Here is a 24158-nt window from a genome sequence, read left to right on the forward strand (position 1 = left end):
AATGGAAAAACAATATCATTCAAAAGTGTGGCAGACCTCACAAGGTGACGTCACGATTGACGGTCCGGTTGCGCCCGACGTGCTGCAGACGTATCGTCTTGATGAAGGATTGACGGCTTTTCGTGAACCAGAAGATCAGCACGAGGCTCTTGTCGATATTGCTGGGTTGAAAGAAGGAAGAATCATCGTCGCCAGACAGGATGATCTCGTGATCGGTTACGTGACATTCCTTTATCCGGACCCATATGAGCGTTGGAGTGAAGGAAACGACCCATACATCCTTGAACTTGGGGCAATCGAGGTGAGTCCCCGCTTCCGTGGTCAACGAATCGGGAAGCAATTACTCGAAGTATCGATGATGGACCCACATATGGATGACTTTTTAATTTTGACGACCGAATATTATTGGCACTGGGATTTGAAAGGCAGCGGACTCTCGATTTGGGATTATCGAAAAGTCATGGAGAAGATGATGAATCACGGTGGACTTGTCTTCTTCCCGACAGACGATCCTGAAATCGCCTCTCACCCTGCCAACTGTTTGATGGCTCGCATCGGCAAAAACGTGCGCCAAGAATCAATCGATCATTTTGATTCGCTACGACTTCGCCGGCGATTTATGTACGACTAAGGAGGGATTTCATGCTAATCGAACAGATGATGAATCGACATGTCGTGACGATTCAACCGACCAATACGATCGCTCATGCCGCTAAATTGATGCGCGAGCATCGTGTCCGACATTTGATTGTGACAAATCCGGCCCGCCAAGTCGTCGGGATCGTCGGACAATTCGAGATGAGTGGTGCGACGAGCGTCTTTCATCCCGAAAGTGAAAATGCAGACTTTCAAAACCCTGTATCGAGCATCATGCGATCCGAGGTACCGACAGCGCATCCCTTCGACTTCTTTGAAGATGCTGCTGCTTTGTTTTACGAAAACCGGCTAACTTGTCTCCCCATCGTCGAACAAGGGAAACTCGTTGGTGTATTGACAGAGACCGATTTATTACGTTATTTCGTACAATTGACCGGGGCACTCGAACCAAGTTCGCAAATTGAAATCCTCGTCGAAAATACAACCGGAACACTTGAAAAAGTGACCCGACTCCTCGCCAAAACGAACGTCAATATCATCAACGTCTTCGTTCATCCGACGAGCGATCCGTATAAACGCATCATCTCGTTCCGCGTCCAGACGATGAACCCGCTCCGAATCATCGAACGGTTGAAACGTGAAGGCTATGATGTCCTCGGTCCGGAGATGTCACGATGAGACCGATTTACATATTTGGCGAAGACGAGACGTCTTATCGTTTTCATGAGGATCATCCGTTCAATCCGCTACGGCTGGAATTGACGACATCGCTTTTGATTGCAGCCGGAAAACTTTCCAAATCGGAATGTGTGTCTCCTCCACTTGCCTCGGTTGAAGAGTTAGCGCTCGTTCACGATCTCGATTATATCGAAGCCGTCCAAGCTGCGGCTGCGGGAGAACTTTCTACGCTGAAAGCGAATAAGTTTGGTCTCGGTACGGAAGACACACCTATCTTTCCGACGATACATGAGGGGGCCGCTCGTCTTGTCGGTGGGACGATTCATGCACTCGATCTGGTCGCGAGCGGGAAAGCGGAGCGCGCCTTTCATGTGGGCGGCGGTTTACATCATGGCATGCGACGCAAAGCATCCGGATTTTGCGTCTATAACGATGCAGCTGTCGCCATCGCACATGTCAGAAAACAATACGGGTCGCGCGTCCTTTATGTCGATACCGATGCGCATCATGGGGACGGCGTCCAATGGCTCTTCTATGACGATGATGATGTGATGACACTGTCGATTCATGAGACGGGACGTTATTTGTTCCCAGGTACCGGAATGGTGACAGAACGAGGAAACGGCAAAGGATATGGCTACAGCTGGAACGTACCGGTCGATGCGTTCACCCAAGATGATTCTTTCTTAAAATGCTATGAAACTGTCTTACGCGAGGCGTGCGAATGGTTCAAACCCGATATCATCTTGACCCAAAACGGTGCAGACGCACATGTCTTTGATCCGCTCACCCATTTGGCATCAACAATTCGGACGTTCGAACAAATTCCACAGATTGCCTCACGCCTGGCCGATGAATATACAGATGGCCGTCTCGTCGCCCTTGGTGGCGGTGGGTATGACTGGTATCGTGCCGTACCACGCGCTTGGGCTCAAGTGTGGGCAGGGTTGACGAGAGAGGCGCCCTACTCTGGAGATATCCCGCGCGAGTGGATTGAGAAGTGGTCAGGTATCGCGGATCAACCGTTGCCTACTCGGTGGGACGACTCTCTATATTCGTTTGACCATATCCCGCGACGTCAACAAATCGAAGAAAAAAATTGGGAAGTCACGAAACGAGCCTTTTGGCCGTTTATTTCAAATGACCGAAAGTCAATATACCTATAAAAATAAGCCTCCCCTTCCCTCACATGACGTGACGGATGGGGAGGCTTTTCGTTAGTCTTGGCGAAGCGAATCACGACGCTCAATCCGGTGAGGAAGCACGACGTTTTTCTCTTCGATTTCTTCTGCGTTCAAGATCTTTGTCAAGAGACGCATCGCGACGGCTCCGATATCGTACATCGGTTGAACGACAGTCGTCAACTTCGGACGAATCATCGTCGCAAGACGCGTGTTATCGTGACCGACTACTTCAAAGTCGTTCGGAACCGAGTAGCCGGCATCTTGAATGGCATGGATGACACCGAGGGCCATCTCATCAGTCCCAGCAAAGATTGCTTTCGGGCAATCGTCTCGCTGCAACATTTTTTGCATCGCTTCAAGACCTGATGCGTATGTGTAATTCCCGAGAATCATATCGTTGTCGTGGAATGGAAGACCTGCATCTTCAAGGGCGCGACGGTATCCTGCGAATTTCTTCTCGCCATTGATCTGTTGCTCGAGCGGTCCAGTGATGAATCCAACACGGTCATGTCCGTGGTTGATCAACATCTGAGTCGCGTCATATGCTGCTTGCTCATAATCGATGTTGACGGCCGGGAGGTCATATCCTTGGTTCAACGTCGCTGCGAGAACGATTGGAACCGGTGATTTTTTGAACTCTTCGACGAGATCTTCATGCAAGCGTCCACCCATGAAGATGATGCCGTCTACTTGTTTCCCTAATAGCGTGTTCAATAAATGGACTTCTTTGTCACGACTTGAATCCGAGTTTCCAAGGATGATGTTGTATTTGTACATCGTCGCCACATCTTCAATGCCTCGTGCCAAATCGGCGAAGAAAATGTTTGAGATGTCCGGTACGATGACACCGACCGTCGTCGTTTTCTTACTTGCTAGTCCACGTGCGACGGCGTTCGGACGATAACCGAGATGGTCAATCGCATCTTGTACTTTCTTACGTGTCGTTGGTTTGACGTTCGGGTTTCCGTTGACGACACGAGAGACGGTTGCCATAGACACCCCGGCTTCTCGTGCGACATCGTAAATCGTTACGTTGTTACTATTCATAAACTACTCCTCCTACAAGTCATGATTTTCAAAAAGTTTTCATAAAACGTCTTAAAAAAGGAAGACAGGTATCTGTCATCCATTTACCCTGTCTTCATGCGATATAAAACGTTTCCATTTGGAAAGCTTACTTTTTCACCAAATCAAGTTGAGGAAACTGGACCGTTAGTCCTTCCACAAATTGATCGAATTGATCGAAATCCAATTGTTGTTGCGCATCCGATAATGCAATGGCAGGATTCGGGTGTACTTCGACCATGACACCGTCTGCCCCAATGGCAAGTGCCGCTTTCGCAGCCGGCAACAACAAGTCACGACGACCTGTCGAATGGGTGACATCTACCATAACCGGTAAATGCGTCTCTTGTTTCAAGATCGGCACCGCCGTGATATCTAACGTATTGCGTGTCGCACGCTCATACGTCCGAATCCCTCGTTCGCACAAGATGACTTGGCTGTTCCCACTCGCCATAATGTACTCTGCCGCATAAATGAACTCTTCGATTGTAGCGGATAATCCACGCTTCAACAAGACCGGTTTGTCTGTCTTACCGACTTCTTTCAACAAATCAAAGTTTTGCATATTCCGGGCACCAACTTGAATGATATCGACATATGGCAAGGCCGACTCGACTGCTCCTGGCGTCATGATCTCTGTAATGACTCGTAAATCATGACGGTCCGCTGCTGCCTTCAGCATTTTCAACCCTTCAAAACCTAAGCCTTGGAAGTCATACGGCGATGTACGTGGTTTGTATGCCCCGCCTCGCATCACTTTCACTCCAGACAAGGCGAGCTTCTCTGCGACCGCGTTAACTTGTTCGAACGATTCGACGGCACATGGCCCCGCAATCAGCTGCGGACGTCCATTTCCAATCGTCACGTCCTTCAAATGGACCAACGTATCTTCCGGTTGACGTTTACGCGAAACGAGTAACGTCTTATCCCGGTCTTCGCCTTGCAGTTCAGCAGACGCTTTGAATACTTCTTTAAAAATATGTTGAAGACGTGACGTTTCGAACGGTCCTTGATTCGAAGCTGCGATGAAATCGAGCATCTCTCGTTCCCGGACCGGGTCGTATCGTTCGACGCCTTGAAGACGTTTGATTTTTCCAATTTCGACGGCAAGTGCACCACGCCGACTCAGCAAGTCGAGCATTTCATGGTTCAATTCATCCATTTCTCGACGTAATCGATTCAATTGATCTTGTGGACTCATTCGTTTCCCTCACATTCTTAAGCCGTTCTTTCCAGAAACCTAATTATATCGAACTTTGTGCGCTTTGTCATAAGGAAACCTTCTACGTCACAAAATCACCAAAAAAGGACCGAATGCGTTCGGTCCTTTTACATCATTCTTCTTTTTTAAGGTCTTTCTTCAAATCATTGAGTTCTTCTTTCGACTCATCATCGAGCATCTCATTGACAGGTGCTTCGAGCGTATCGTCCGACTCAGATTCAAGTGATGAGTCCGTCGTCTCTTCTTCAGCCGCGCGTTCCATCTGTTCTTTCACTTCGGATTCCGCTTCTGCGACAAGTTGATCCGCTTTCTCCATCGCTTCTTCGATTGAGAGGTCATCCTCGTCCATCTGTTGTTTCAATTCGGCCGCTTCACGCGCCTTATCTTTCACGATATTGAGGACCGGTGCCGCTTTATCACTCGCCACTTTAATCCATTCCCCGACGACTGGCTCTGCCTTTTCACGCATTTCCTTCGATTTGACAGTCAATCGTTCACGCGATGTAGATGTCTTTTCGTCTAGGTATGTTCTTACTTCCCGTCCGCTTTTCGGTGATGTCAATAGTGCGACAGCCGCTCCGACGATCCCTCCGAGAATGACACCCGTCAAAAATCCACTACTTGATTGATTCTGTTCTGTTGGTTGTTTTTGGTCTGTCATGTGTGAGTTCCTCCCCGATGTATCGTTATTTGATTGTATCGTCCGTGTTAATCATGTCGGGCGATACAGGTGCTTCCTCTTTCTTTTCACGTCGCGTGCGACGACGTGGACGTTCTTTCGTAGTTGATGATTCTGGTTTGTTTTTCTTGAACAGTTCTACCGCGACCGATCCCCATCGAACCGCTTGAGCAATCTGTTCTTTGTTTTCATCCGCTGCCGAGTGGACAGAAGTTGAGACGGTACGGACCGATTCAGTTACTTCGTTCAGTGATGTACCTAATTCATCGAGTGCATGGGCAACAGGTGCGAGCAACTCTGTTTTTTCTTCCACGTTGTCAACGAGACGGTTCGTCTTATGTAAGAGCGCCGTCACTTCCATTGTGATTCCGTCGAGCTGGCGTTCTAAGTTTTCTGTCGTATTGGCGACGCTACCGAGTGTACGGTTTACTTTCGATAAGACACGTGCCAAGAAGATGACGAGTACGACAAACGCGAGGGCCGCAATCAGGCCAGCGATGCCTCCTAATGTGATCTCCATTCAATCCATTCCTCCTATTCAATCGTTTCTTGTTTCATTATAGCACCATTATGACTGAAAAGATTTGCTACAACCGTTTTCGCCATTCGGTCTGATTATTCCTTTACCCGTTTTTATGTTTTCGATTACACTAAAATAGAAATTCATAAAAATAATTAGGGGTGGTCGTGTGAGAGATCCAAGAATTACACAATTAGCAGACGGTTTAATCAATTATTCCGTCAAGTTACAACCGGGGGAAAAAGTACTGATTGAGAATTTTGGCGTAGAGGAATCGCTCGTCGAGGCACTCGTCGAAAAAGCATATGAGGCAGGCGGACACCCATTCGTCTTGTTGAAAGAAAGCCGCATCTTACGTAAATTGTATACGGGAGCAAGTCGTGAGCAACTCGAACTCATGGCTGACATCGAACGGAAACAGATGCAGGCAATGGATGCTTACATCGGCTTACGTGCCGGTGATAACATTAACGAACTCTCTGATGTGCCGAGTGAGCAACAAAAATTCGTCGGTGCCACACTCGGTAAAATGCACACGGAAGACCGCGTCAAAGGGACGAAATGGGTCGTACTTCGTTACCCTTCTCCATCAATGGCACAATTGGCAGGTAAATCAACCGAAGCGTTCGAAGACTTCTACTTCAATGTATGTACACTCGACTACGGCAAAATGGACCGTGCAATGGACGGATTAGTCGAATTGATGAACAAGACGGACCGTGTCACATTGAAAGGACCAGGAACGGACCTCTCGTTCTCTATTAAAGATATTCCGGCAATCAAGTGCTCTGGTCAAATGAACATTCCAGACGGTGAAGTGTTTACGGCACCGGTAAAAGATTCGGTCAATGGCGTAATCACGTACAACACTCCATCTCCATACCAAGGATTCACGTTCGAGAATGTGAAGTTGACGTTCAAAGACGGCAAAATCGTGGACGCGACGGCCAATGATACAGAACGAATCAATGAAGTATTCAATACAGATGAAGGAGCTCGTTACGTCGGTGAGTTCGCAATCGGTGTGAACCCATACATTCAACATCCGATGAAAGATATCCTCTTCGATGAGAAAATTGACGGCAGCTTCCACTTCACGCCAGGTCAAGCGTATGACGATGCCTATAATGGCAATAATTCGTCAGTTCACTGGGACCTCGTCAACATCCAACGCCCGGATTATGGCGGTGGTGAGATCTGGTTCGATGATGTCCTCATTCGTAAAGACGGACGTTTCGTCATCGATGCGTTGCTTCCACTCAATCCCGAAAACTTGAAATAATCTAAAATGGTGCGCCTGTCGAAGGCGCACCATTTTTGTGGTTACAATTTTGTTTTTTTACCGAGTGCGGCAGACATCATCCAAATTTCTTTTTCGAGTCGCTCGATATGAGAGACGAACGTATCTTCAATCGCTTCATCCCCGTCTTCAAAGTTTTCCATCGCATCTTGCATCTCTTGGCGAATTTGTTTGAAGTCGTTGATGATATCTTTAATCATCTGATCCGTTTCCGCATGACGATCACCTTCTGTCAGCGTCGAGTGCTCCAAATACTCTTTCATCGTCGCAAACGGTTCACCGTCATTCATAAGAAGTCTTTCCGCTACGTCATCGTAGAGTTCCGCCACTAAGTTATAGAGCTCTTCGAGTTTCTCATGATACGTAAAGAAGTGAGGACCGCTAATGTACCAATGATAATTATGCAGTTTCACAAACAGTAACCCATAGTTTGCGACTTCCTTGTTTAACGTGTTGAGTGCACCTTGACTAGCCATTCCAAACATCTCCTTTGTCATATTCATCGATACTACTATTACCGAGATTTTGGTTGGCTAAACATAAAAAAGGAGAGACATTCGTCCCTCCCCCGTCTTATGCTTCAAGTTTTACGATTTCTTCATATTCACGTTGATACGTTTGGATGTCACCTGCACCCATGAACAACAGTACTGCCTTGTCATGATTGCGTAAGACGCTCGTACCACCACGTTTCAAAATATGCGCACCGTCGATGCGTGATTGAAGGTCCTCGATTGTGACAGTCCCTTCTTGTTCACGGGCTGAACCGAAGATATCACAAAGATAGACCGTATCTGCTTCAGCCAATGCTGTTGCAAAGTCATCCATGAATGATTTAAGACGTGTGTACGTATGTGGTTGGAAAATCGCAACGACTTCCCGTTCTCCATACTTCTTCCGAGCTGCTTCGACCGTTGCACTAATCTCACGTGGGTGGTGTGCGTAATCGTCAACGAGTATTTGATTGTTAAGCGTTGATTCACTAAAACGACGCTTCACCCCGTTGAATGATGCAAGACGCTCTTTCACCAACTCTTTCGGTAAGTTCTCGTAATCACACGTAGCGATGACAGCAAGTGCGTTCAACACGCTATGGTCGCCGTATCCAGGAATGCGGAACGTTCCGTAGAAATCATCACGTAAAAAGACATCGAACGTCGTTCCGTTCTCTGTCGACGTAACGTTTTCTGCACGGAAATCGTTATGCGTCCCAAACCCGTAATAAACGAGTGGAACGTTCGCTTGAATGTGCTGAAGATTCTCATCATCGCCACAAGCAATGATTCCTTTCTTCACTTGTTTTGCCATCTCCTGGAATGCATCGATGACATCGTCTAAACCAGAGAAGTAATCTGAATGGTCAAAGTCGATATTCGTCATGATGGCATAGTCTGGACGGTAATATAAGAAGTGACGCTTATATTCGCAAGCTTCGAAGACAAAGTTCTTCGAATCGGCAACACCTTCACCTGTTCCATCACCGATTAAGAATGATGTCGGTTCGATTCCACGCATGACGTGTGCAAGCAAGCCTGTAGTCGATGTTTTACCATGTGACCCTGTGATGGCGACACTTGTGTAATGGTTCGCGAGCTCACCTAAAAACTCGTAGTACTTATAAATCGTCAATCCGAGTTCACGCGCGCGTACGATTTCTGGATGATCGTCGCTGAACGCATTTCCTTGTACGACGATTTGATCTTCAGAAATATTTTCAGGGTCGAATGGCAAAATTTCAATCCCTTTTCGTTTCAATGCTTCTTCTGTAAAAAATGCTTTTTCAACGTCCGATCCACGGACCTCATTATTCATATCAAATAAAATTTGAGCTAAAGGACTCATGCCCGTTCCTTTAATTCCGACGAAGTGATAACGGTTCATCTGTAAATAGCCCCCCTAATTCATTGCGGCTCGTCAAAATGCGACAAACCTTTGTCATTATAGCAAAACTCACTGAGTCGTGCTATTACAGATTATTGTTTTTTTGCGCAAGTCGTCGGCTACGGTACATCGCCATGCGATCTTTTGGCGTCATCATCACGTTTACAGGCGGTTGGTCGGCTTTAAACGAAACTTGAACAGCCGGTGTCAATTCGGTGTCAGCCGGTAATTCTTCTTGTTCAGATGGCGTTTGTAATTTTTCTGCAATCTGCTCAATCGATTCCCCGATTTGTTCCACAGATCCGTCGATGTCTAAACTTTCATCTGGCGCTGCACTATGATGAACTTCTACAACCTCTTCTTTTTTCGAGCGGGATAAATCCGTCGATTGCATAAAGACGGACGAAAAACCGTTATCTAGAATCGAAACCTGACCGAGAATCGATTTTTCTTCTTCGGTTGTTTCCCCGGAAATGTCTTCAACATGCTCTACGTCTATTTCAGGACTAGTAGTGCTTGTGGCCTCTTCATCTTGAAGTGACTCTTCTGGCAGAACCACATCAGACTCTGTGCTCATTTCGAACGGTTCTCTCGTTTCAGGAGAATGCTCGACCGGTAGAACAATTTTTGGTTTTGGACGGGCATATCCGTAAATAGGTGAAGGAACATCAGTCGGAATGAATTCATCGGTGATATCTACCTTCGGGGGTGGTGAGACCGGCTGTCCTTCTCTCGACAGCTCTCGTTTGATTCGATCTGCTTGTTGTTTCAATGAACGTTCATATGCATCCATACTTGATTCCTCGCTTTTTCACTCAATCCATATTTAACAAAAAATCGGTCGAGTTTAGCGACCGATTTCAAATGCTGTACCTACTTCATATTCGTTATCTAATACTAAAATCCCTTTTTCTTGCGGGGCATTCGGAAGATTTAATTCACGCGCCGAGCAAATCATGCCATGCGAGCTCTCTCCGCGAAGTGCCGATGGTCGAATAATCAAACCGGTCGGCATGACCGCTCCTGGTTTGGCTACGACTACCTTTTGGCCAGTCGCGACGTTTGGTGCGCCACATACGATTTGAACCGTGCCTTGATCGATTTGAACTTGGCAAACGGATAACTTATCAGCATCCGGATGTTTTTCCGCACTTTCCACATAACCGACGACAAACTTCGGTGTCACATCTACCCATGAGAAGTCTTCGTCAATTCCATGTTCCTTCAAGACAGCTTGTACCTGTTCAACTAATTCCGTTGTCAAATCAACTGGACCGTTCCAACCTGTGACGTCAAAGTGCTTACTTGCTTGAAACAAATTGTATCCGTTAACGGTTCCATCTTCAGATTTGACGATGGCAACGTCACCTGTTCGTTCTACAGATTGATGGTGACGTTCTCCCTCTTTTAGTAACACCATGAGTACATCGCCGATTCCTTCTCGGTTATAAAACACATTCATTTGCATACGTTCCTACGTCCCTTCTTTCAAACTCATCTCACTTATTTTATCAGATTATGTGTTCGATGGCGGGGTCTTTTTTCCGACAATAAAAATCGGTTCAAGTTGCCCTGCCTCATAATGAAAGGCGAGTGCAGTCACTGGGACACGACCATTCGTAAAGAAGTCAAACATCAATTGTTGCATCGCATCATACCCTTGGTCGTTTCGGATATCGGCGATGATCATCACATCTTGATGCGGTACACCGACGAGCATATCCCCTTCAACTCGGCGCTCCATCATTCGAAGAAAATCATCGTTTAAAATGCGCGATGCCTCGTAGCCGTCTCGTGTCGATAAAAAGTAGAATGGGTTGCCGGCAACTTCATCTTGTTTCATCTCGGTCGGAAGTTTTTTGACATTTTCCCGGGCGATGCGCTCAATCGTTTCAAGCGTCAAATCACCGGACACATGCTTCTCCTCGATCAAACGATAGCCATTCCCGCGATCGAGCGCGTAAAAGATGGCAGTCTCCGCCGTATGCGGACTGAAAATAAGCGGCTCCCCACTTTTCGTCGTCTTTGCAAACGAGTTCGAACGAATGACCGGATAGATGGCATCTAATTTTCCAGCGAGTGAGATCTGATCATCCGCCTTCATTGCCGACTCAATATATTCGATGACTTCATCGACTGCCACTTTGCCCCGCGTTTTCGCTTTCGCGACGATTGGTGCGAGTCGAATATTCACACCAAAGCGATCAGCTTTCCGTTCGACGCGCAACACCTCATTCTCGCGGTCATAAGATGTGCGATAGTCCTCTTTGAAATTCGCTTCTAAATAACGTCTTAACTCATTCCGTTCCATATAGGGTCACCCTAATCCATTCAAAAATGCTTCGACCTGTTCCGGTGTCTTCCGTTCGCGACCGACATAGCGATCGATTTCCTTTCCATTTTCAAAGGCGACAAAGCTTGGGATACCAAAAATATCGAGCTCTTGCGCGAGTTCCATAAACTCATCACGGTCGACGTAATAAAACGTCCAGTCTTCAAATTTCTGTTCGATTTCAGGCATGAACGGGTCGAGGAAACGGCAATCTCCACACCATGTTGCCGAGAACATGAAAATACTTTTTGATTCTTTTGCTTCTGTATATTCTGCCATTGTTGATAGTTGTTTCATGATTAACCACTCCTGTTTGCTTTTTCCTCACTTATAATAGCATAAGTCCTGTCACACATTCTGCTCTGCTGTTTGTTATAATCAAAGCCGAAACTAGTTGAAACAGGTGAAACCATATGAAATTGACACGAGAAAAATTGAATCCTGAAATGAAACATCCGCTCGAACAGATGGTCGGTGTCTTTGGGATGCTCGCCATTTTGCGATATGGATATTTATTTATTGATACCGATAAAACGAGACTCGAGATCTTGATTTGGCTTGTTGTGGGCTTCGCCGTCATTTATGTCCTCGAAAAGTGGCTCAAGCAACTCGCCCGTCATTTACCGATTGTACGAAAACGATATTTGATCCCGATTTATGTGATCGTCCTTCTACTGTTCCTCATCAGCTTCCGTGTCCCTCGCGAAACGGTTGATTCTGTCAAAGTCTTATTCGGTATCGGATGACACGAAAAGGCGCCGTTTGCTTCAAACGGCGCCTTTTTTTAATAGTCAATTTTCATATCGTTCGGCTGAATGCGTCCAGTCCTTCTCAATACAGCATAGACCGCATAACTTAACAGAGCAGGTCCAATGACTAGGAAGCCGAGGACAATGATAAATGTGTACCAACTAAAGCCCATCGTTTCAAGCATGACAATCGGTCCGACGAGTCCACTCGTCCCCATCCCTGCCCCGGCTGCCACACTTTCTAATTCAAACAATAGAATCGCAATTGGTGCGAGGACAGCCCCAGCTAATGTAGGGGGTAAAAGAATCCACGGATTTTTCACGATGTTCCCGACTTGGAGCATCGACGTACCGATTCCTTGCGCAATCGCTCCGCCGACTCCGTTATCGCGATAACTCGTAATCGCAAACCCAATCATTTGAGCTGCACATCCGACCGTCGCGGCACCAGCCGCAATACCATTCAACCCAAGCATCAAAGCGATGGCCGCACTCGAAATTGGCGCAGTCAATGCCAATCCCATGAGTGTCGCTACGACGACTCCCATGAACAATGGTTGTTGCTCCGTCCCCCACTCAATCCAACTACCGAGCTGCGTCATGAACATCCCCACATATTTTCCGATATATGTCGCTGTGAAGAAACCGACTGCGATTGTCGTAAATGGCGTCACCAAAATATCAAGCTTCGTCGATTTCGATACAAGTTTTGATACCTCAACGGCTAAAAGCGTGGCGACGTAACTACCGGCAGGTCCAAACTCATATCCGAACGTCCCGACAACGAGTGCAGAAAATAGAATAAGAGGCGGCGCCTCAAGGGCATAAGCAATCGCAATCCCGATAGCTGGACCCGTCAGGCTCATCGCCACGTCCCCAATTTGAACGAGCGTCGCGCTTATTCCCGCAAGAGCGGTCCCTTCAAGCTGACCACCAATCGTCTTCATAATCAAGCCGATAATCAATGTACTGAACAACCCTAATGCCATATAACTAAGTGCCGTCACAAAATAAACAGACGGGCTAAGTGAGATTCCTTTTTTCTTGAACATGTGAGATCCTCCTTACAATCATACAGGTGTCTTTACATAAGTAAATAACATGTATAAACACCTCTATCAGTATAAGGTGTTTTCTTGAAATAGCAAGAACATCTACATAAAAAAAACCGTCCACTCAAAAATATGAGTGAACGGCATGTACGTTTAGCGAGACGGACGGAGTGTTTCAAGAGTCGAACGGTCAAGTCGTTTGACCAACGCTTTCAGTAACGCTTTCGCCGCATCGTAGTCGTCTGTATGAAGAATCGAAGCATGTGTATGGATGTAGCGTGATGCGACACCGATAACGGCTGTCGGTACACCTTCTCCACTCATATGCACGCGTCCAGCATCCGTACCGCCTGGAGAGACGAAATACTGCGTCTTAATATTTTCATCAGAAGCCGTGTCGAGCAAGAAGTCACGCATTTCAGGCGACATGACCATGACCCGGTCTAAAATTCGAATCAAGGCACCCTCACCGAGTTGTCCAAACTCCGTTTTACTTCCAGATGCATCGTTCGCCGGTGAAGCATCGAGTACGAGTGCCACGTCTGGCTGAATCAATTCAGATGCCGTCTGCGCTCCACGTAATCCAACTTCTTCTTGTACGGTAGCACCCGAGAACAAGATGTTCGGGTGGTCTGCTTTTGTCGTCTCTTCTAACAATTCGACAGCAAGACCGACACCGTAACGGTTGTCCCATGCTTTCGCCATAATTTTTTTCGGGTGATGAAGTGGTGTAAATGCGCTCGATGGTACTGCAGGAACACCCGGACGCACTCCCCATGATTCTGCTTCTTCTTTTGAATCCGCACCGATATCGATGAACATTTGTTTGATGTCCATCGGTTTACTCATCGCATCTGGTCCAAGTAAGTGAGGCGGTGTCGAAGCGACGACGCCTGGGATTTTCCCGTTCGAAGTGATGATGTCAAAACGTTGTGCCATGAGCACTTGGCTCCACCATCCGCCAAGCGGTTGTATGTATAACATGCCATTCTCCGTGATGCGTGTCACCATGAAGGCAACCTCATCCATGTGACCGGCTACCATTACTTTAGGTCCCGCTTCGTACCCGACACGTTTCCCAAAAATTGATCCGATGCCATCCGTGACGATTTCATCTGAGTGCGGTTCAATTCGTTCACGTACGAACTGACGAACTTCTGACTCGAACCCCGGAGCTCCCGGTAGTTCTGTTAACGTCTTGAATAAGTCTCTCGTCTTTTGATCCATCTTTTATCATCCCTTCTTAACCGTTCTTGTCTCATTATATACAAAAGTTTTGATAGGATGCGAATGCTTTTCATTCCATTCGGGTACAGGTTTTGGTACGATGTACATGATAGCCATAGTTCAAGGGGAGGTAGTCATATGAAAAAAAGGTATTGGTTTATTGGAATCGGGGTTGCCGTCATTGCCGCACTTATGACGAAAAAGGCTTTAGATGAACGTAGCTTATCTGCAGAAAACGCGTTGGAGTACACAAAACGTGCTTTCTCAGCGAAAGGTCATGTCCAAGGGGCATGGATTTCTGCATCACCTGAGATTTACACGTATGACGGTCGTGAATACGATGTCTACAAAGGTGGAATCTCGGTTCTTGAGAACGACGAAGAAAAAACGTATGAGTTCACAGTCGACTCTGAGACTGGCGCTTTACTCGAATATGCATGACACGAAACCGACGAATGATTCGTCGGTTTTTTTGTTTAGTTACAGCGAAAGAGTGGAAAATTGAAATTGGTAGTTTTCAATTTAAAAAAGGAGTGATCTCGCGTGAAAAAGCTAATCGGTGAGGCAAGTGAACTCGTATCGCAAATGGTAGAAGGAATGGTCCATGCCCATCCTGAACTGTACGGTCGTGTCGAAGGATTCAATGTCATCTGTCGGGCGAACGGTGCAAAATCCGGTAAGGTCGGCCTCGTCTCGGGTGGTGGTAGCGGACACGAACCGGCACACGCCGGTTATGTCGGAGACGGCATGCTCGATGCGGCAGTTTGCGGGGAAGTCTTCACATCCCCTACTCCGGACATGGTGCTTGAAGGAATCAAAGCAGCTGACGGTGGCAACGGTGTCTTGTTGATCGTCAAAAATTATTCGGGGGATGTCATGAACTTCGAACTCGCCGCCGAATTGGCTGAAGGAGACGGGATTAAAGTCGACCATGTTGTCGTCGCTGATGACGTCGCGATTTCAAACAAGGAAGACCGTCGTGGTGTTGCCGGTACCGTCTTCGTTCATAAAATCGCAGGTGCCGCTGCAGCAAGCGGTAAATCACTTGAGGAAGTTAAATCGATTGCGGAAAAAGTCGCATCACACGTCCGCTCAATGGGGATGGCGGTAGAGCCTTGCTACATGCCAGTGAGTGGAAAGCCTGGTTTTGACTTGAACGAGGAAGAGATGGAAATCGGGATTGGGATTCACGGGGAGCGCGGTGTCGAACGTAAACCAACGAGCGATGTCGACCAAATCGTCGATGATCTTCTCAGTCATTTGAAAAAAGAAGTTGAGCCTGGCGAAGTCGCCGTCATGGTAAATGGAATGGGCGGGACTCCATTGTCCGAACTATATGTGACATATCATTTCGTCGCGCAAAAACTCGAAGCTGCTGGATATACGTTGAAACGGAAATATGTCGGCAACTACATGACGTCACTCGAGATGCACGGATTCTCGATTACCCTGTTACCGCTTGATGATGAGATGACCACTTATCTAGATGCTCCATCGGAAGCACTTGGATTTAAACTTTGATGAATGAGGTGTTTGTTTTATGTTGACGATTGATCGGATGAAGCAAGCGTTACGCGACACACAAGTCGGGATTGAAGACCAAAAAGACACACTGACAGATTTAGACCGTGCCATCGGGGACGGAGATCACGGGATTAACATGTCCCGTGGTTTCGACGCGGTCTCTTCCATTTTAGATGAGGAGTATGACTCTCTCGGTGCGCTCAGTAAAAAAGTAGGCATGACTCTGATGTCGAAAGTAGGCGGTGCGGCTGGTCCATTATATGGTTCTGCTTTCGTCAAGATGGCGACCAAGTTCGGGGATGCGACCGAAGCTGACTTTGACCTTCTCAAAGAAGCACTCCAAGAAGGTTCCGATTCGATTAAAGCGCGTGGAAAGTCAGAAGTCGGTCAGAAAACGATGGTCGACGTTTGGGACCCGTTCCTCGAACATGTGAAACAAGGGGACGACTACAAACAACAGTTAGACGAACTTGTGCAAAAAACGGAAGATATGGTGGCAACGAAAGGTCGAGCTTCCTACTTCGGTGAAAATTCGCGTGGGACGGTCGACCCGGGTGCCCTCTCCAGTTCGATTCTGTTAGCCGCGATTATGAAGGAGGTCGATTGACATCGTCGAATTGATTATCGTCTCGCACAGTGCAAAAATTGCGGAAGGGATCCAAGATCTCATGAAAGAGATGGCGCCATCCGTCCCCATCCATCTAGCCGGCGGTCTCGAAGACGGTTCGATTGGAACAGACGTCACGCGCATCTTGGAGGCACTCGACCAAGTCGAAGGGGAAGCGCTTCTTCTCAGCGATATCGGTTCGGCGACGATGAACGCCGAACTTGCCATCGACATGTACGAAGGAAGTAAAGAGGTCGCATTTTTCGACGGTCCGATTGTCGAAAGTGCATTCATCGCTTCGGTTTCCTCAGGAAACGACATGTCTCTCACAGATATCGTCGAACAGTTGAAGCAACAATGAAAAAGCACCCCGTTCAGAAGAACGGGGTGCTTTTATATCTTAACGTGGGTTGTCATTCTTTTCATATACGGCATTCATATATGAGCTTGTTGAATAGAAACGTGGTACGACCAAGAACAAAATGAGTGCTGGAATCGCAATCAATAGAAGCAATACCAATACCGGCAACCAGTAGACAATTTCATGACCGAGCATATCGATGTTCGCATCTGCGAATTCGGCTGCTCCTTCAACTTCTACGAGGTCTGCTGATGAAAGGATTTTGTTGTCTGTCGCATCAAAGTAATGGTACTCGGTTTTACGTGTGATGAAGATCCCATCACGAATCGTATCGAGTTCTACGACAGCCGCGATCACTTCGTTGCCATTTGAATGGCGAAGCGTCTCTTCTTTGATGATTTCAGCTGTTCCTTCTTTATAATCGTAATGCGTCGCTTTCAAATCCTCTTCGAGTGCGTCTAAGAACGCTTCGTTCGCTGAGGTATTCATTGGTGCGATTGTTAGAATGAAGATTACTGCAAGCAGGCTTGCCCATGCTTTTTTCAACATCCCCATGTTCCCCCTTCTCTTATTCCAGTTTAGCGTCATTCCTATTGTACCAAGAAGAAAGAAAAAAGTGTGAAGAAAATACTATTAAAATAAGAAAAAAGCGTGTCAATTTTTCGGACGGAATACAGCTTCCATTCGATAAATCGGCTGACCGAGCGCACTGAAGCGCTCTTCATACTCTGTTCGAATATTATCTTCCGGTTCATTTACATGCAAATCAAGTGAAATTTCTGTGAAGAACATCCCGTATTGACTCATGCTTTGAAGAGAATATTCAAAGAGTCCGCGGTTGTCTGTCTTGAAATGAATCTCCCCTGCTTTCGGAAGAATCGCTTCATATGTCGCTAAAAATGTCTTGTACGTCAAGCGACGTTTCGCATGGCGTGTTTTCGGCCACGGGTCTGAGAAGTTTAAGTATACGCGGTCGACTTCTCCAGCTTCGAAGTATTCGACGAGTCGCTTCGCATCAACCGTCAGTACTCTCACGTTCGGCATCGGCGTCTCGACGAGCTTTTGAACGATTGAGACAGCTACGCTTTCAAATAGTTCGATTGCGATAAAGTTCACGTCCGGGTGCTGTTTCGCCATCCCTAAAATGAATTGTCCTTTCCCTGAACCGACCTCGATAAAGAGTGGGTGGTCATTGCCGAACTCGGCGTCCCACTTCCCTTTTAATTGTTCAGGATGTTGAATAAATACGTGTTCTTGAGCTTCCATATATTCTTTTGCCCAAGGCTTATGTCGTAAACGCATGAAAATCCTACCTTTCGTTCATCAAATGTTCAAGTTTAATGGGAATATGCACGTTCCGTACGAGCAGTCCTCTTGCGATTATACACGAAATCATAGTTTAATGAACGTGAATCATCCTTCACAAGGAGGTTAGATACGATGAGTACATTAGATCAATTCTTAATTTTTTATGCGGCTCCACTTACGTTTTTCGCAGGCGTCATCGCAACGTTCGTTTGGGCTTACTTCATGAATCCAGACGACATCTAAACACATTCAAAAAGGGGTGGCACTCAGCCATCCCTTTTAATTGATTCGTTCATACGCCTCATCGATCAATTCGCGCAGTACATGAAAACCTTCTGTTCGTGCTGCATCGTTTCGTTCCCCATAAATCGTTAAAATCGTTTGGGCAATCGCATACCAATGCATTCGATTATGAAGCTCACTCGAAATTTCGACCCCATAATGCGTGAACCAACGCTCCCATTCCGTCTCTTCGACATAGCTATAGACTACCATAGCCAAATCAAAGGCACGGTCCGCGATAATCGCATCGTCCCAATCCGTCAAATAGAGAAGACCGTTTTCATCTTCAATCCAATTGTTGTGATTTAAATCAGAGTGGCATACGACGAACTCTTGCTCGTCGACTTTAGGCAAATGGTGTTTTAACCATTGAATCGCCTCTCCAATCGTAGGATCCGTCTCATCTTGTTCGTATGCCTCACACTGATGAAGCAACAAGTGCGGCGTCACCGGTGTGTGATTTAATTGTTGTAACATGAATAATAGCTCTTTCGAATCATGAATCTTTCCGAGTTGTGCCGCGACATCTGGTCGCTTCATATCTTCTGGTGAAAGTTCGCGGCTTTCAATAAATTGTTGGGCACTTAATACGTCCCCGTTAAACATCCGCTTTGTCCAAAGAAGTTTCGGAACAATTCCTTCCGCTGAAAGAATCGCCAAGAATGGAGAAGAGTTCCGTTTCACAAAAATCTTCTGTTGGCGCGTCGTCGCTACATACGCTTCGCCCGTAATACCTCCGGCAGAAGCGACTGTCCACTCTTTACCGAGCGCACCGACTATATCTGAATACATATTCATCACGCTCAAATCTTACTTGAAATTAAAGAGATACAATCAACATCTTAACACGCGAGAATCGTCATTGACAACGACTCGACTTGAATGTGTGACGGGTTTCTTTCGATTGGGATGAGGCTGGCAGTCTCCCCCTGAACGTAGACGTTCCATTTCGCATCGCTTTCGAATGACAGTTTTTCGAACGTTCCATTAATATATACGCGTACCCGCTGCCAAGCGTCATACGAGTGGCTCGCCGTCAGTTCATAAATGATGACGCCAGGCGGCGACGGCAGGAATGTGAAATGGTCGATGACTTCTTGACGTGAATCGTAACGGAAACACGTATGCAGTCGTCGCAGTTTCAAAAGCGTCTTCACATACTCGATCTCACTGATTCGTGCATCGCGTAAGTCCCAATCGAAGTGATTGATGTGGTCTGGTGAATTATAGCTATTCTCTACGCCATGCTTCGTTCGACCGAACTCTTGACCCGCATGGATAAACGGAATCCCTTGAGACGTGATGACGACCGCATTGGCGAGCCGCTGCATTGCGAGGCGAGTCGCTTCATCAACCCCTTCACACGACAACTGTAATTTGTCATAAATCGTATAATTGTCATGGGCTTCGGCATAGTTGATTGAATACGTCGGACTCGGGAAACGTCCGACCGTCACGTTCGGTATATGGACGGCCCCAGTCAGACATTCACGGAGCTCCCATTCTCGCCACTCATTTCCTGAAATGAATCCACGTTCTCGGTCATTGAAGGTCGAACCTTTTAGGGCATCTCGAATCATATCGTTAAAGTGTCCGATACGAGGCATTCGGGCTGCATTTTGCGAAGTCGCCTTTAAGGACTGCCCGAGCGGTGTCGCCAAGTCCCACCCTTCTCCATACACAAGGATGGACGGGTCAACTTTATCAAGGGCGGCTCGTACCTGATTCATCGTCTCGACGTCATGGATTCCCATCAAGTCGAAACGGAATCCGTCCACTCGATAAGTTGTCGCAAAGTATGAGACGAAGTCGACAATCATTCGCCGCATCATATAACGTTCCGATGCTGTATCGTTTCCGACACCGGTCCCGTTTGCGACCGTCCCGTCATGCTCATACCGAAAATAATAATAAGGGACGAGGGCCTCGAGCGGTGAATGTTCACGAATATAGATGTGATTCATCACGACGTCTGTGACGACACGAAGACCTGACTGGTGAAGATCCGCGACAAGTGACGCGTACTCGAATACCCGACTCATCGGTACATCCGGGCTAGAGGCGTAACTTCCTTCAAGGCTGAACCAATGAATCGGATCGTAACCCCAGTTATACGGCATGCGTGTCGCTTCATCGACACTTCCAAAATCATGAACGGGTAACAATTGGACATGGGTCACACCAAGTTCTTTTATATAATCAAGTCCTGCACTGTGACCGCCTTTCGTCTGAACTCCCTTTTCGCTCACCCCTCCATATAGACCTTTCAGTTGGCTCAACGATGAGGGGTGGCTTGTAAAGTCTCGGATGTGCAGTTCATAAATGACGGCATCGGTCGCTTTCCAAAGAGGTGGACGCGGAGCTTGTTCGACTTGTTCATTCACAAATCGTTCCACATCCATCAATACCCCGTACTCTCCATTCAAGCTAACGGCTCTCGCATAAGGGTCAACGACTTGTCTTGTATCGACGGGCGTCTTTACTTCTAAACGATATAGCATCCCTTCGAACGCTTTTGGCACTTCTCCATTCCATTCCCCGCGAGAACCGCGATGCATATGGAAGCGTTCGAGTTCACGGTGGTTCATGTCGTCATGGACGGTAATCCACATCGAGAGTGCGACAGGCGACCATACGGTCACTTCCATCCCGTGTGGTGTAAATGACACACCGAGTGGTCCATCATATGAGAACCGACGCTCGAACTCTTCGGAGCGTACAATTTCTCGTGGAACGATGACCGTCGTCTTTTGTCCCGGATGAAACACCGTATACATCATCTCTAAAGAAATAGGTTCATATAGTCGCAGAATTTGTTCAATCATCCCTGATTCGGTCACATGTTGTTGTTCGACCATGTAGTCGATCGGGCGTCCATTCTGTTCAATTTGTACTGGAACGGATTCATATTCGCGCACAATCTCAAGTTGTATGGTCTCAAATGATACGAAAGACGCGCTCTCAATCGTTACATGCGAGGCCGTCTTTTGATCTGGTGTATGATGCATATGCGTCCCTTCCTCTCAATCACTGATCCATAAATTGACGAAACGGCATCTTGGCTGTCACTTCTAACAATGTAGCGACATCGCGAACTTGCTGCGCTTTTACAATCGGTGCGCGCCCATTCACTTGTTTCATCCATTCTTTATACTCATTTCGTCCCACATAATGCGTCGTTCGAACGCTCGGAACATTATCAAAATAACCATCTGCTGCAATGACGACTTTTTGAAGGACACCCGCATAGTTCGGTACAATTTGTCGAACAAGTTCTTCGGTGCGTGTCAACGCAATGAGCGGGTTCACTACACGAGTATTTTCCCCTTTCAGCGGTTGATGAACCCACGTCTTCTCTTTCGATATGTGATAGATGCTTCGGTCTCCCTCGAGCCACTCTACGATATAGAGATGAGTCGGACCGACAAGGACATGACTTAATTCAACGGTCGCACCGTTCCACTCAATGACGGGACGATAAAAGAAGAAGTGTCGTTCATTCCATTCGGAACGCATCACGCGATATGCAAAATCTCTCGTGAATGCCAAATGTGGTAAATCTGCCTCAAGCACCCCTTCACAAGCAAATTGCAGTTTTTGAATGTGTCGGCGCTCTCGAAGTAATTTCTGATACTGTGATTCGGCGAGTGGTTTCGGTTCTAGTTCAATCCGTTCCGACTTCGCCCAAAATTTCCACCACGGCCGGTCGATCTCAAGTATTTCGACCGGACTCAGTCGATTGTTTTCATGAAGACGCTGCAGTCGGGCCGTATCGGTTTCTACATATTCTAAATAGCGATTGTATTGATCTAATACATCACGTTCATATTTTGAGATTACGTCAAAAATTTTAACCGGGATTGCCATATGTCCTCCTCTGGCCGTCTTAACGGAAATACTTCAATCGCCCTATAGGACGGAGTCTGATTCGGCTGCACTTCATACAGGATCACTTCTTCCACCGACTCGGTCACGTTGAACTCGGGTGGCACGTAAGCAATCCGTTCCCCTTTGTCCCACTTTTTTGCGAGAGTGACATGAGGGACGAACGTTTTTCGGTCTAACCTTGGAATCATTGCGACGAGCTCTTGACGAAGGTCCGTCGCAAATCGCTGAAGAGCATCTGACGCATCAGGTACAATCGTCAACACGCGTGGACGGTCCGCTCTCCCGAAATGGTCGATGGCATGAAACGTCAACGTGAACGGAAGGGTTTCTTGACTGATTCTTCTAGTGATTTCTTTCACTTCATCCAGCTCTTCACCATCGATCCCCCATAAAAATTGTATCGTCAAATGAAACTCGTCCGGTCGATAAATTCGCCGATACGAGTAATACGGTAAGATGGCTTGTTGCACAGCGGCGAGTTCGGCCGCTTCGATTGGAATCGCAATAAAATAATGCGTGCTCATCTGATTCATCCTTTCAGTGCGCGACGTGACAGTCCAATCCAAATCACTGCCCCGATTGCCGTGACAATCGTATACATCCAAAATACGCCGATGATGTCATCGAGTTCGATGATTGTACCACTCAACTTGTTGAATCCCGCTGTCGCAAGTCCTGAAGTCAACGCCATGTAAACACCGATTGCCGTTGAAGAGACTTGACGGTCGACAAGTTTCCGGACGAACTGAAGCGCGACCGGGATTAAAAGTCCGACGACGAGACCTTGTGCGATCGCCAGAAGCCAAACGACCCAAATGGGCGGCTCTAATGCAAGGATTCCATTTCGCATGGCCGAGATGAGTGCCGCCCCGACGAGTACCGGGACACTGCCGAAGCGTTCTACAAATTGTGATGCCACTTTCATGAAGGGAATTTCAAACAAAACCGCGACGAGGAATAGTGTTCCGACGAGCGTCGTCGATCCCCCGCTACTTGTCACGTACAATCCAAAATAATAGTTGTTCGCATAAATTGGTCCGAAGACGAGCATGCCCCCGAGCAGAAAGAATAAGAAAGACTTATTCCATACAGCTGTCCATGAGATCGGAGCTAACGTGACGTCACGAATCGAGCTCTTTTCCGGAATCATTCGGACGAACACACTTCCGAGGATCAGTAGGACGGCACTTAATACGAACGTACTAGCAAGGCCCCACGTCGTATCGGAAATCCACCCCATCGCAAACACCGCGATGGCAAAACCTGCCGACCCATACAAACGAATCGCTCCATAATCCACTTTTGAACGTGTCGTATAGTCGAGTGTCATCATATCGACGAGCGGAATGTGTGCACATTGGAATACAGACCAAATCACCATGAGCATCACAATCCATACATATGAAGTCGCCACTAAAAATGTAAACGAAATGAGGGCTGCGCTTAACATCGCTAACATGAGCCACGCCTTCACCCGCTCGGTGCGGTCGGTCAACATTCCCCAAAGTGGTTGTACACCAATCGAAAGAATGGGAAGAATGGCCACGATATTTCCGACCTGACTAGGACTCAGTCCGAATTGATCTTGTGAAAAATATAGAGCCATGTAAGGGATCAATGCCCCTTGTGCGAAGAAAATGGCGACATATACAGATTGAAACAATCTTTTTTGCGAATTCAATGATAACTTCCTTCCTAAAGG

The 24158-nt window shown here is 47.1% G+C and carries 29 protein-coding genes; 10 read left to right on the plus strand and 19 right to left on the minus strand.

Features of this window, described 5'->3' with window-relative positions:
* Position 1 precedes the first annotated feature (1 nt).
* The 3 genes from KNO86_RS04225 to KNO86_RS04235 are packed head-to-tail and all read left to right on the plus strand — an operon-like array spanning position 2 to position 2441.
* On the plus strand, positions 2 to 631 hold the full coding sequence (locus tag KNO86_RS04225; protein WP_214693289.1) for a GNAT family N-acetyltransferase: 630 nt from the start codon (positions 2 to 4) through the stop codon (positions 629 to 631).
* An 11-nt stretch (positions 632 to 642) separates the two neighbouring features.
* A complete protein-coding gene (locus KNO86_RS04230) occupies positions 643 to 1275 on the plus strand; it encodes an acetoin utilization AcuB family protein (RefSeq protein ID WP_012726747.1) in 633 nt (210 codons plus the stop codon).
* The gene (locus KNO86_RS04235) at positions 1272 to 2441 is read left to right on the plus strand and encodes an acetoin utilization protein AcuC (protein WP_214693291.1); all 1170 of its coding nucleotides are present in this window, start codon (positions 1272 to 1274) and stop codon (positions 2439 to 2441) included. Before KNO86_RS04230 ends, KNO86_RS04235 begins: the two co-directional genes overlap by 4 nt.
* 51 nt (positions 2442 to 2492) lie before the next feature.
* On the opposite strand, the gene ccpA is transcribed toward KNO86_RS04235, so the two are convergent.
* The 4 genes from ccpA to KNO86_RS04255 form a co-directional block, all read right to left on the minus strand.
* A complete protein-coding gene (ccpA, locus tag KNO86_RS04240) occupies positions 2493 to 3506 on the minus strand; it encodes a catabolite control protein A (RefSeq protein ID WP_214693299.1) in 1014 nt (337 codons plus the stop codon).
* 127 nt (positions 3507 to 3633) lie between these two features.
* Complete coding sequence (locus tag KNO86_RS04245) at positions 3634 to 4725, minus strand: bifunctional 3-deoxy-7-phosphoheptulonate synthase/chorismate mutase (RefSeq protein ID WP_214693301.1); 1092 nt, start codon at positions 4723 to 4725, stop codon at positions 3634 to 3636.
* 133 nt (positions 4726 to 4858) lie between these two features.
* Complete coding sequence (locus KNO86_RS04250; protein ID WP_214693303.1) at positions 4859 to 5407, minus strand: YtxH domain-containing protein; 549 nt, start codon at positions 5405 to 5407, stop codon at positions 4859 to 4861.
* A 25-nt stretch (positions 5408 to 5432) separates the two neighbouring features.
* The gene (locus KNO86_RS04255; protein ID WP_214693305.1) at positions 5433 to 5945 is read right to left on the minus strand and encodes a DUF948 domain-containing protein; all 513 of its coding nucleotides are present in this window, start codon (positions 5943 to 5945) and stop codon (positions 5433 to 5435) included.
* Positions 5946 to 6114: 169 nt separating this feature from the next.
* Between KNO86_RS04255 and KNO86_RS04260 the strand changes: the two genes are divergently transcribed.
* A complete protein-coding gene (locus tag KNO86_RS04260; protein WP_214693307.1) occupies positions 6115 to 7227 on the plus strand; it encodes an aminopeptidase in 1113 nt (370 codons plus the stop codon).
* 41 nt (positions 7228 to 7268) lie between these two features.
* Here KNO86_RS04260 and KNO86_RS04265 read toward each other — a convergent pair whose 3' ends face one another.
* The 6 genes from KNO86_RS04265 to KNO86_RS04290 all read right to left on the minus strand — a co-directional run bounded on the left by KNO86_RS04265 (position 7269) and on the right by KNO86_RS04290 (position 11755).
* A complete protein-coding gene (locus KNO86_RS04265) occupies positions 7269 to 7721 on the minus strand; it encodes a Dps family protein (RefSeq protein ID WP_214693309.1) in 453 nt (150 codons plus the stop codon).
* A gap of 97 nt (positions 7722 to 7818) precedes the next feature.
* The gene (murC, locus tag KNO86_RS04270) at positions 7819 to 9126 is read right to left on the minus strand and encodes a UDP-N-acetylmuramate--L-alanine ligase (protein ID WP_214693311.1); all 1308 of its coding nucleotides are present in this window, start codon (positions 9124 to 9126) and stop codon (positions 7819 to 7821) included.
* Between the two features lie 85 nt (positions 9127 to 9211).
* Complete coding sequence (locus KNO86_RS04275; protein WP_214693314.1) at positions 9212 to 9919, minus strand: hypothetical protein; 708 nt, start codon at positions 9917 to 9919, stop codon at positions 9212 to 9214.
* A 54-nt stretch (positions 9920 to 9973) separates the two neighbouring features.
* Positions 9974 to 10588: a YtpR family tRNA-binding protein gene (gene ytpR, locus KNO86_RS04280; protein WP_214693316.1), complete on the minus strand. Its 615-nt coding sequence runs from the start codon at positions 10586 to 10588 to the stop codon at positions 9974 to 9976.
* Between the two features lie 54 nt (positions 10589 to 10642).
* Positions 10643 to 11437, minus strand: a complete 795-nt coding sequence (locus tag KNO86_RS04285) for a DUF1444 family protein (RefSeq protein WP_214693323.1) — start codon at positions 11435 to 11437, stop codon at positions 10643 to 10645.
* 6 nt (positions 11438 to 11443) lie between these two features.
* Complete coding sequence (locus tag KNO86_RS04290) at positions 11444 to 11755, minus strand: thioredoxin family protein (protein WP_074033461.1); 312 nt, start codon at positions 11753 to 11755, stop codon at positions 11444 to 11446.
* Positions 11756 to 11871: 116 nt separating this feature from the next.
* Here KNO86_RS04290 and KNO86_RS04295 point away from each other — a divergent pair, with 116 nt between their 5' ends.
* On the plus strand, positions 11872 to 12204 hold the full coding sequence (locus KNO86_RS04295; RefSeq protein ID WP_214693325.1) for a hypothetical protein: 333 nt from the start codon (positions 11872 to 11874) through the stop codon (positions 12202 to 12204).
* Positions 12205 to 12242: 38 nt separating this feature from the next.
* Here the strand turns inward: KNO86_RS04295 and KNO86_RS04300 are convergent, their stop codons facing one another.
* Positions 12243 to 13259 (minus strand): PTS sugar transporter subunit IIC, encoded by a 1017-nt coding sequence (locus tag KNO86_RS04300; RefSeq protein ID WP_214693327.1) that lies wholly within the window; start codon positions 13257 to 13259, stop codon positions 12243 to 12245.
* A gap of 153 nt (positions 13260 to 13412) precedes the next feature.
* Positions 13413 to 14486 (minus strand): M42 family metallopeptidase, encoded by a 1074-nt coding sequence (locus KNO86_RS04305; RefSeq protein WP_214693329.1) that lies wholly within the window; start codon positions 14484 to 14486, stop codon positions 13413 to 13415.
* A gap of 138 nt (positions 14487 to 14624) precedes the next feature.
* Between KNO86_RS04305 and KNO86_RS04310 the strand changes: the two genes are divergently transcribed.
* From KNO86_RS04310 to dhaM, 4 genes are all read left to right on the plus strand, one after another.
* Positions 14625 to 14927 carry a PepSY domain-containing protein gene (locus tag KNO86_RS04310; protein WP_012726763.1) on the plus strand — a complete coding sequence of 101 codons (303 nt, stop codon included), beginning with the start codon at positions 14625 to 14627 and terminating at the stop codon, positions 14925 to 14927.
* A 102-nt stretch (positions 14928 to 15029) separates the two neighbouring features.
* Positions 15030 to 16007, plus strand: a complete 978-nt coding sequence (gene dhaK, locus KNO86_RS04315; RefSeq protein WP_214693331.1) for a dihydroxyacetone kinase subunit DhaK — start codon at positions 15030 to 15032, stop codon at positions 16005 to 16007.
* Between the two features lie 19 nt (positions 16008 to 16026).
* The gene (gene dhaL / locus KNO86_RS04320; RefSeq protein WP_214693332.1) at positions 16027 to 16617 is read left to right on the plus strand and encodes a dihydroxyacetone kinase subunit DhaL; all 591 of its coding nucleotides are present in this window, start codon (positions 16027 to 16029) and stop codon (positions 16615 to 16617) included.
* A 10-nt stretch (positions 16618 to 16627) separates the two neighbouring features.
* The gene (gene dhaM / locus KNO86_RS04325; protein ID WP_256441180.1) at positions 16628 to 16978 is read left to right on the plus strand and encodes a dihydroxyacetone kinase phosphoryl donor subunit DhaM; all 351 of its coding nucleotides are present in this window, start codon (positions 16628 to 16630) and stop codon (positions 16976 to 16978) included.
* A 39-nt stretch (positions 16979 to 17017) separates the two neighbouring features.
* Here dhaM and KNO86_RS04330 read toward each other — a convergent pair whose 3' ends face one another.
* Positions 17018 to 17527, minus strand: coding sequence for a hypothetical protein (locus KNO86_RS04330; RefSeq protein ID WP_251126055.1), 510 nt, complete (start codon positions 17525 to 17527; stop codon positions 17018 to 17020).
* A 105-nt stretch (positions 17528 to 17632) separates the two neighbouring features.
* On the minus strand, positions 17633 to 18280 hold the full coding sequence (trmB, locus tag KNO86_RS04335; protein ID WP_074033469.1) for a tRNA (guanosine(46)-N7)-methyltransferase TrmB: 648 nt from the start codon (positions 18278 to 18280) through the stop codon (positions 17633 to 17635).
* Between the two features lie 138 nt (positions 18281 to 18418).
* On the opposite strand from trmB, the gene KNO86_RS14865 reads away from it, so the two are divergent.
* Positions 18419 to 18529, plus strand: coding sequence for a hypothetical protein (locus KNO86_RS14865; RefSeq protein WP_012726769.1), 111 nt, complete (start codon positions 18419 to 18421; stop codon positions 18527 to 18529).
* Between the two features lie 36 nt (positions 18530 to 18565).
* Here the strand turns inward: KNO86_RS14865 and KNO86_RS04340 are convergent, their stop codons facing one another.
* The 5 genes from KNO86_RS04340 to KNO86_RS04360 are packed head-to-tail and all read right to left on the minus strand — an operon-like array spanning position 18566 to position 24137.
* On the minus strand, positions 18566 to 19360 hold the full coding sequence (locus KNO86_RS04340) for a phosphotransferase family protein (protein WP_214693342.1): 795 nt from the start codon (positions 19358 to 19360) through the stop codon (positions 18566 to 18568).
* A 50-nt stretch (positions 19361 to 19410) separates the two neighbouring features.
* Positions 19411 to 21576 (minus strand): type I pullulanase, encoded by a 2166-nt coding sequence (gene pulA / locus KNO86_RS04345; protein WP_214693344.1) that lies wholly within the window; start codon positions 21574 to 21576, stop codon positions 19411 to 19413.
* Positions 21577 to 21595: 19 nt separating this feature from the next.
* Positions 21596 to 22435 carry an NERD domain-containing protein gene (locus tag KNO86_RS04350; protein WP_214693346.1) on the minus strand — a complete coding sequence of 280 codons (840 nt, stop codon included), beginning with the start codon at positions 22433 to 22435 and terminating at the stop codon, positions 21596 to 21598.
* On the minus strand, positions 22405 to 22980 hold the full coding sequence (gene thpR, locus KNO86_RS04355; RefSeq protein WP_214693348.1) for an RNA 2',3'-cyclic phosphodiesterase: 576 nt from the start codon (positions 22978 to 22980) through the stop codon (positions 22405 to 22407). The genes KNO86_RS04350 and thpR overlap by 31 nt, the downstream gene beginning before the upstream one ends.
* Positions 22981 to 22985: 5 nt before the next feature.
* Positions 22986 to 24137, minus strand: a complete 1152-nt coding sequence (locus KNO86_RS04360; RefSeq protein ID WP_214693350.1) for an MFS transporter — start codon at positions 24135 to 24137, stop codon at positions 22986 to 22988.
* Between the last annotated feature and the right edge of the window lie 21 nt (positions 24138 to 24158).

This window comes from Exiguobacterium sp. s160 (genome assembly GCF_018617575.1).
Taxonomy (GTDB): domain Bacteria; phylum Bacillota; class Bacilli; order Exiguobacteriales; family Exiguobacteriaceae; genus Exiguobacterium; species Exiguobacterium aestuarii_A.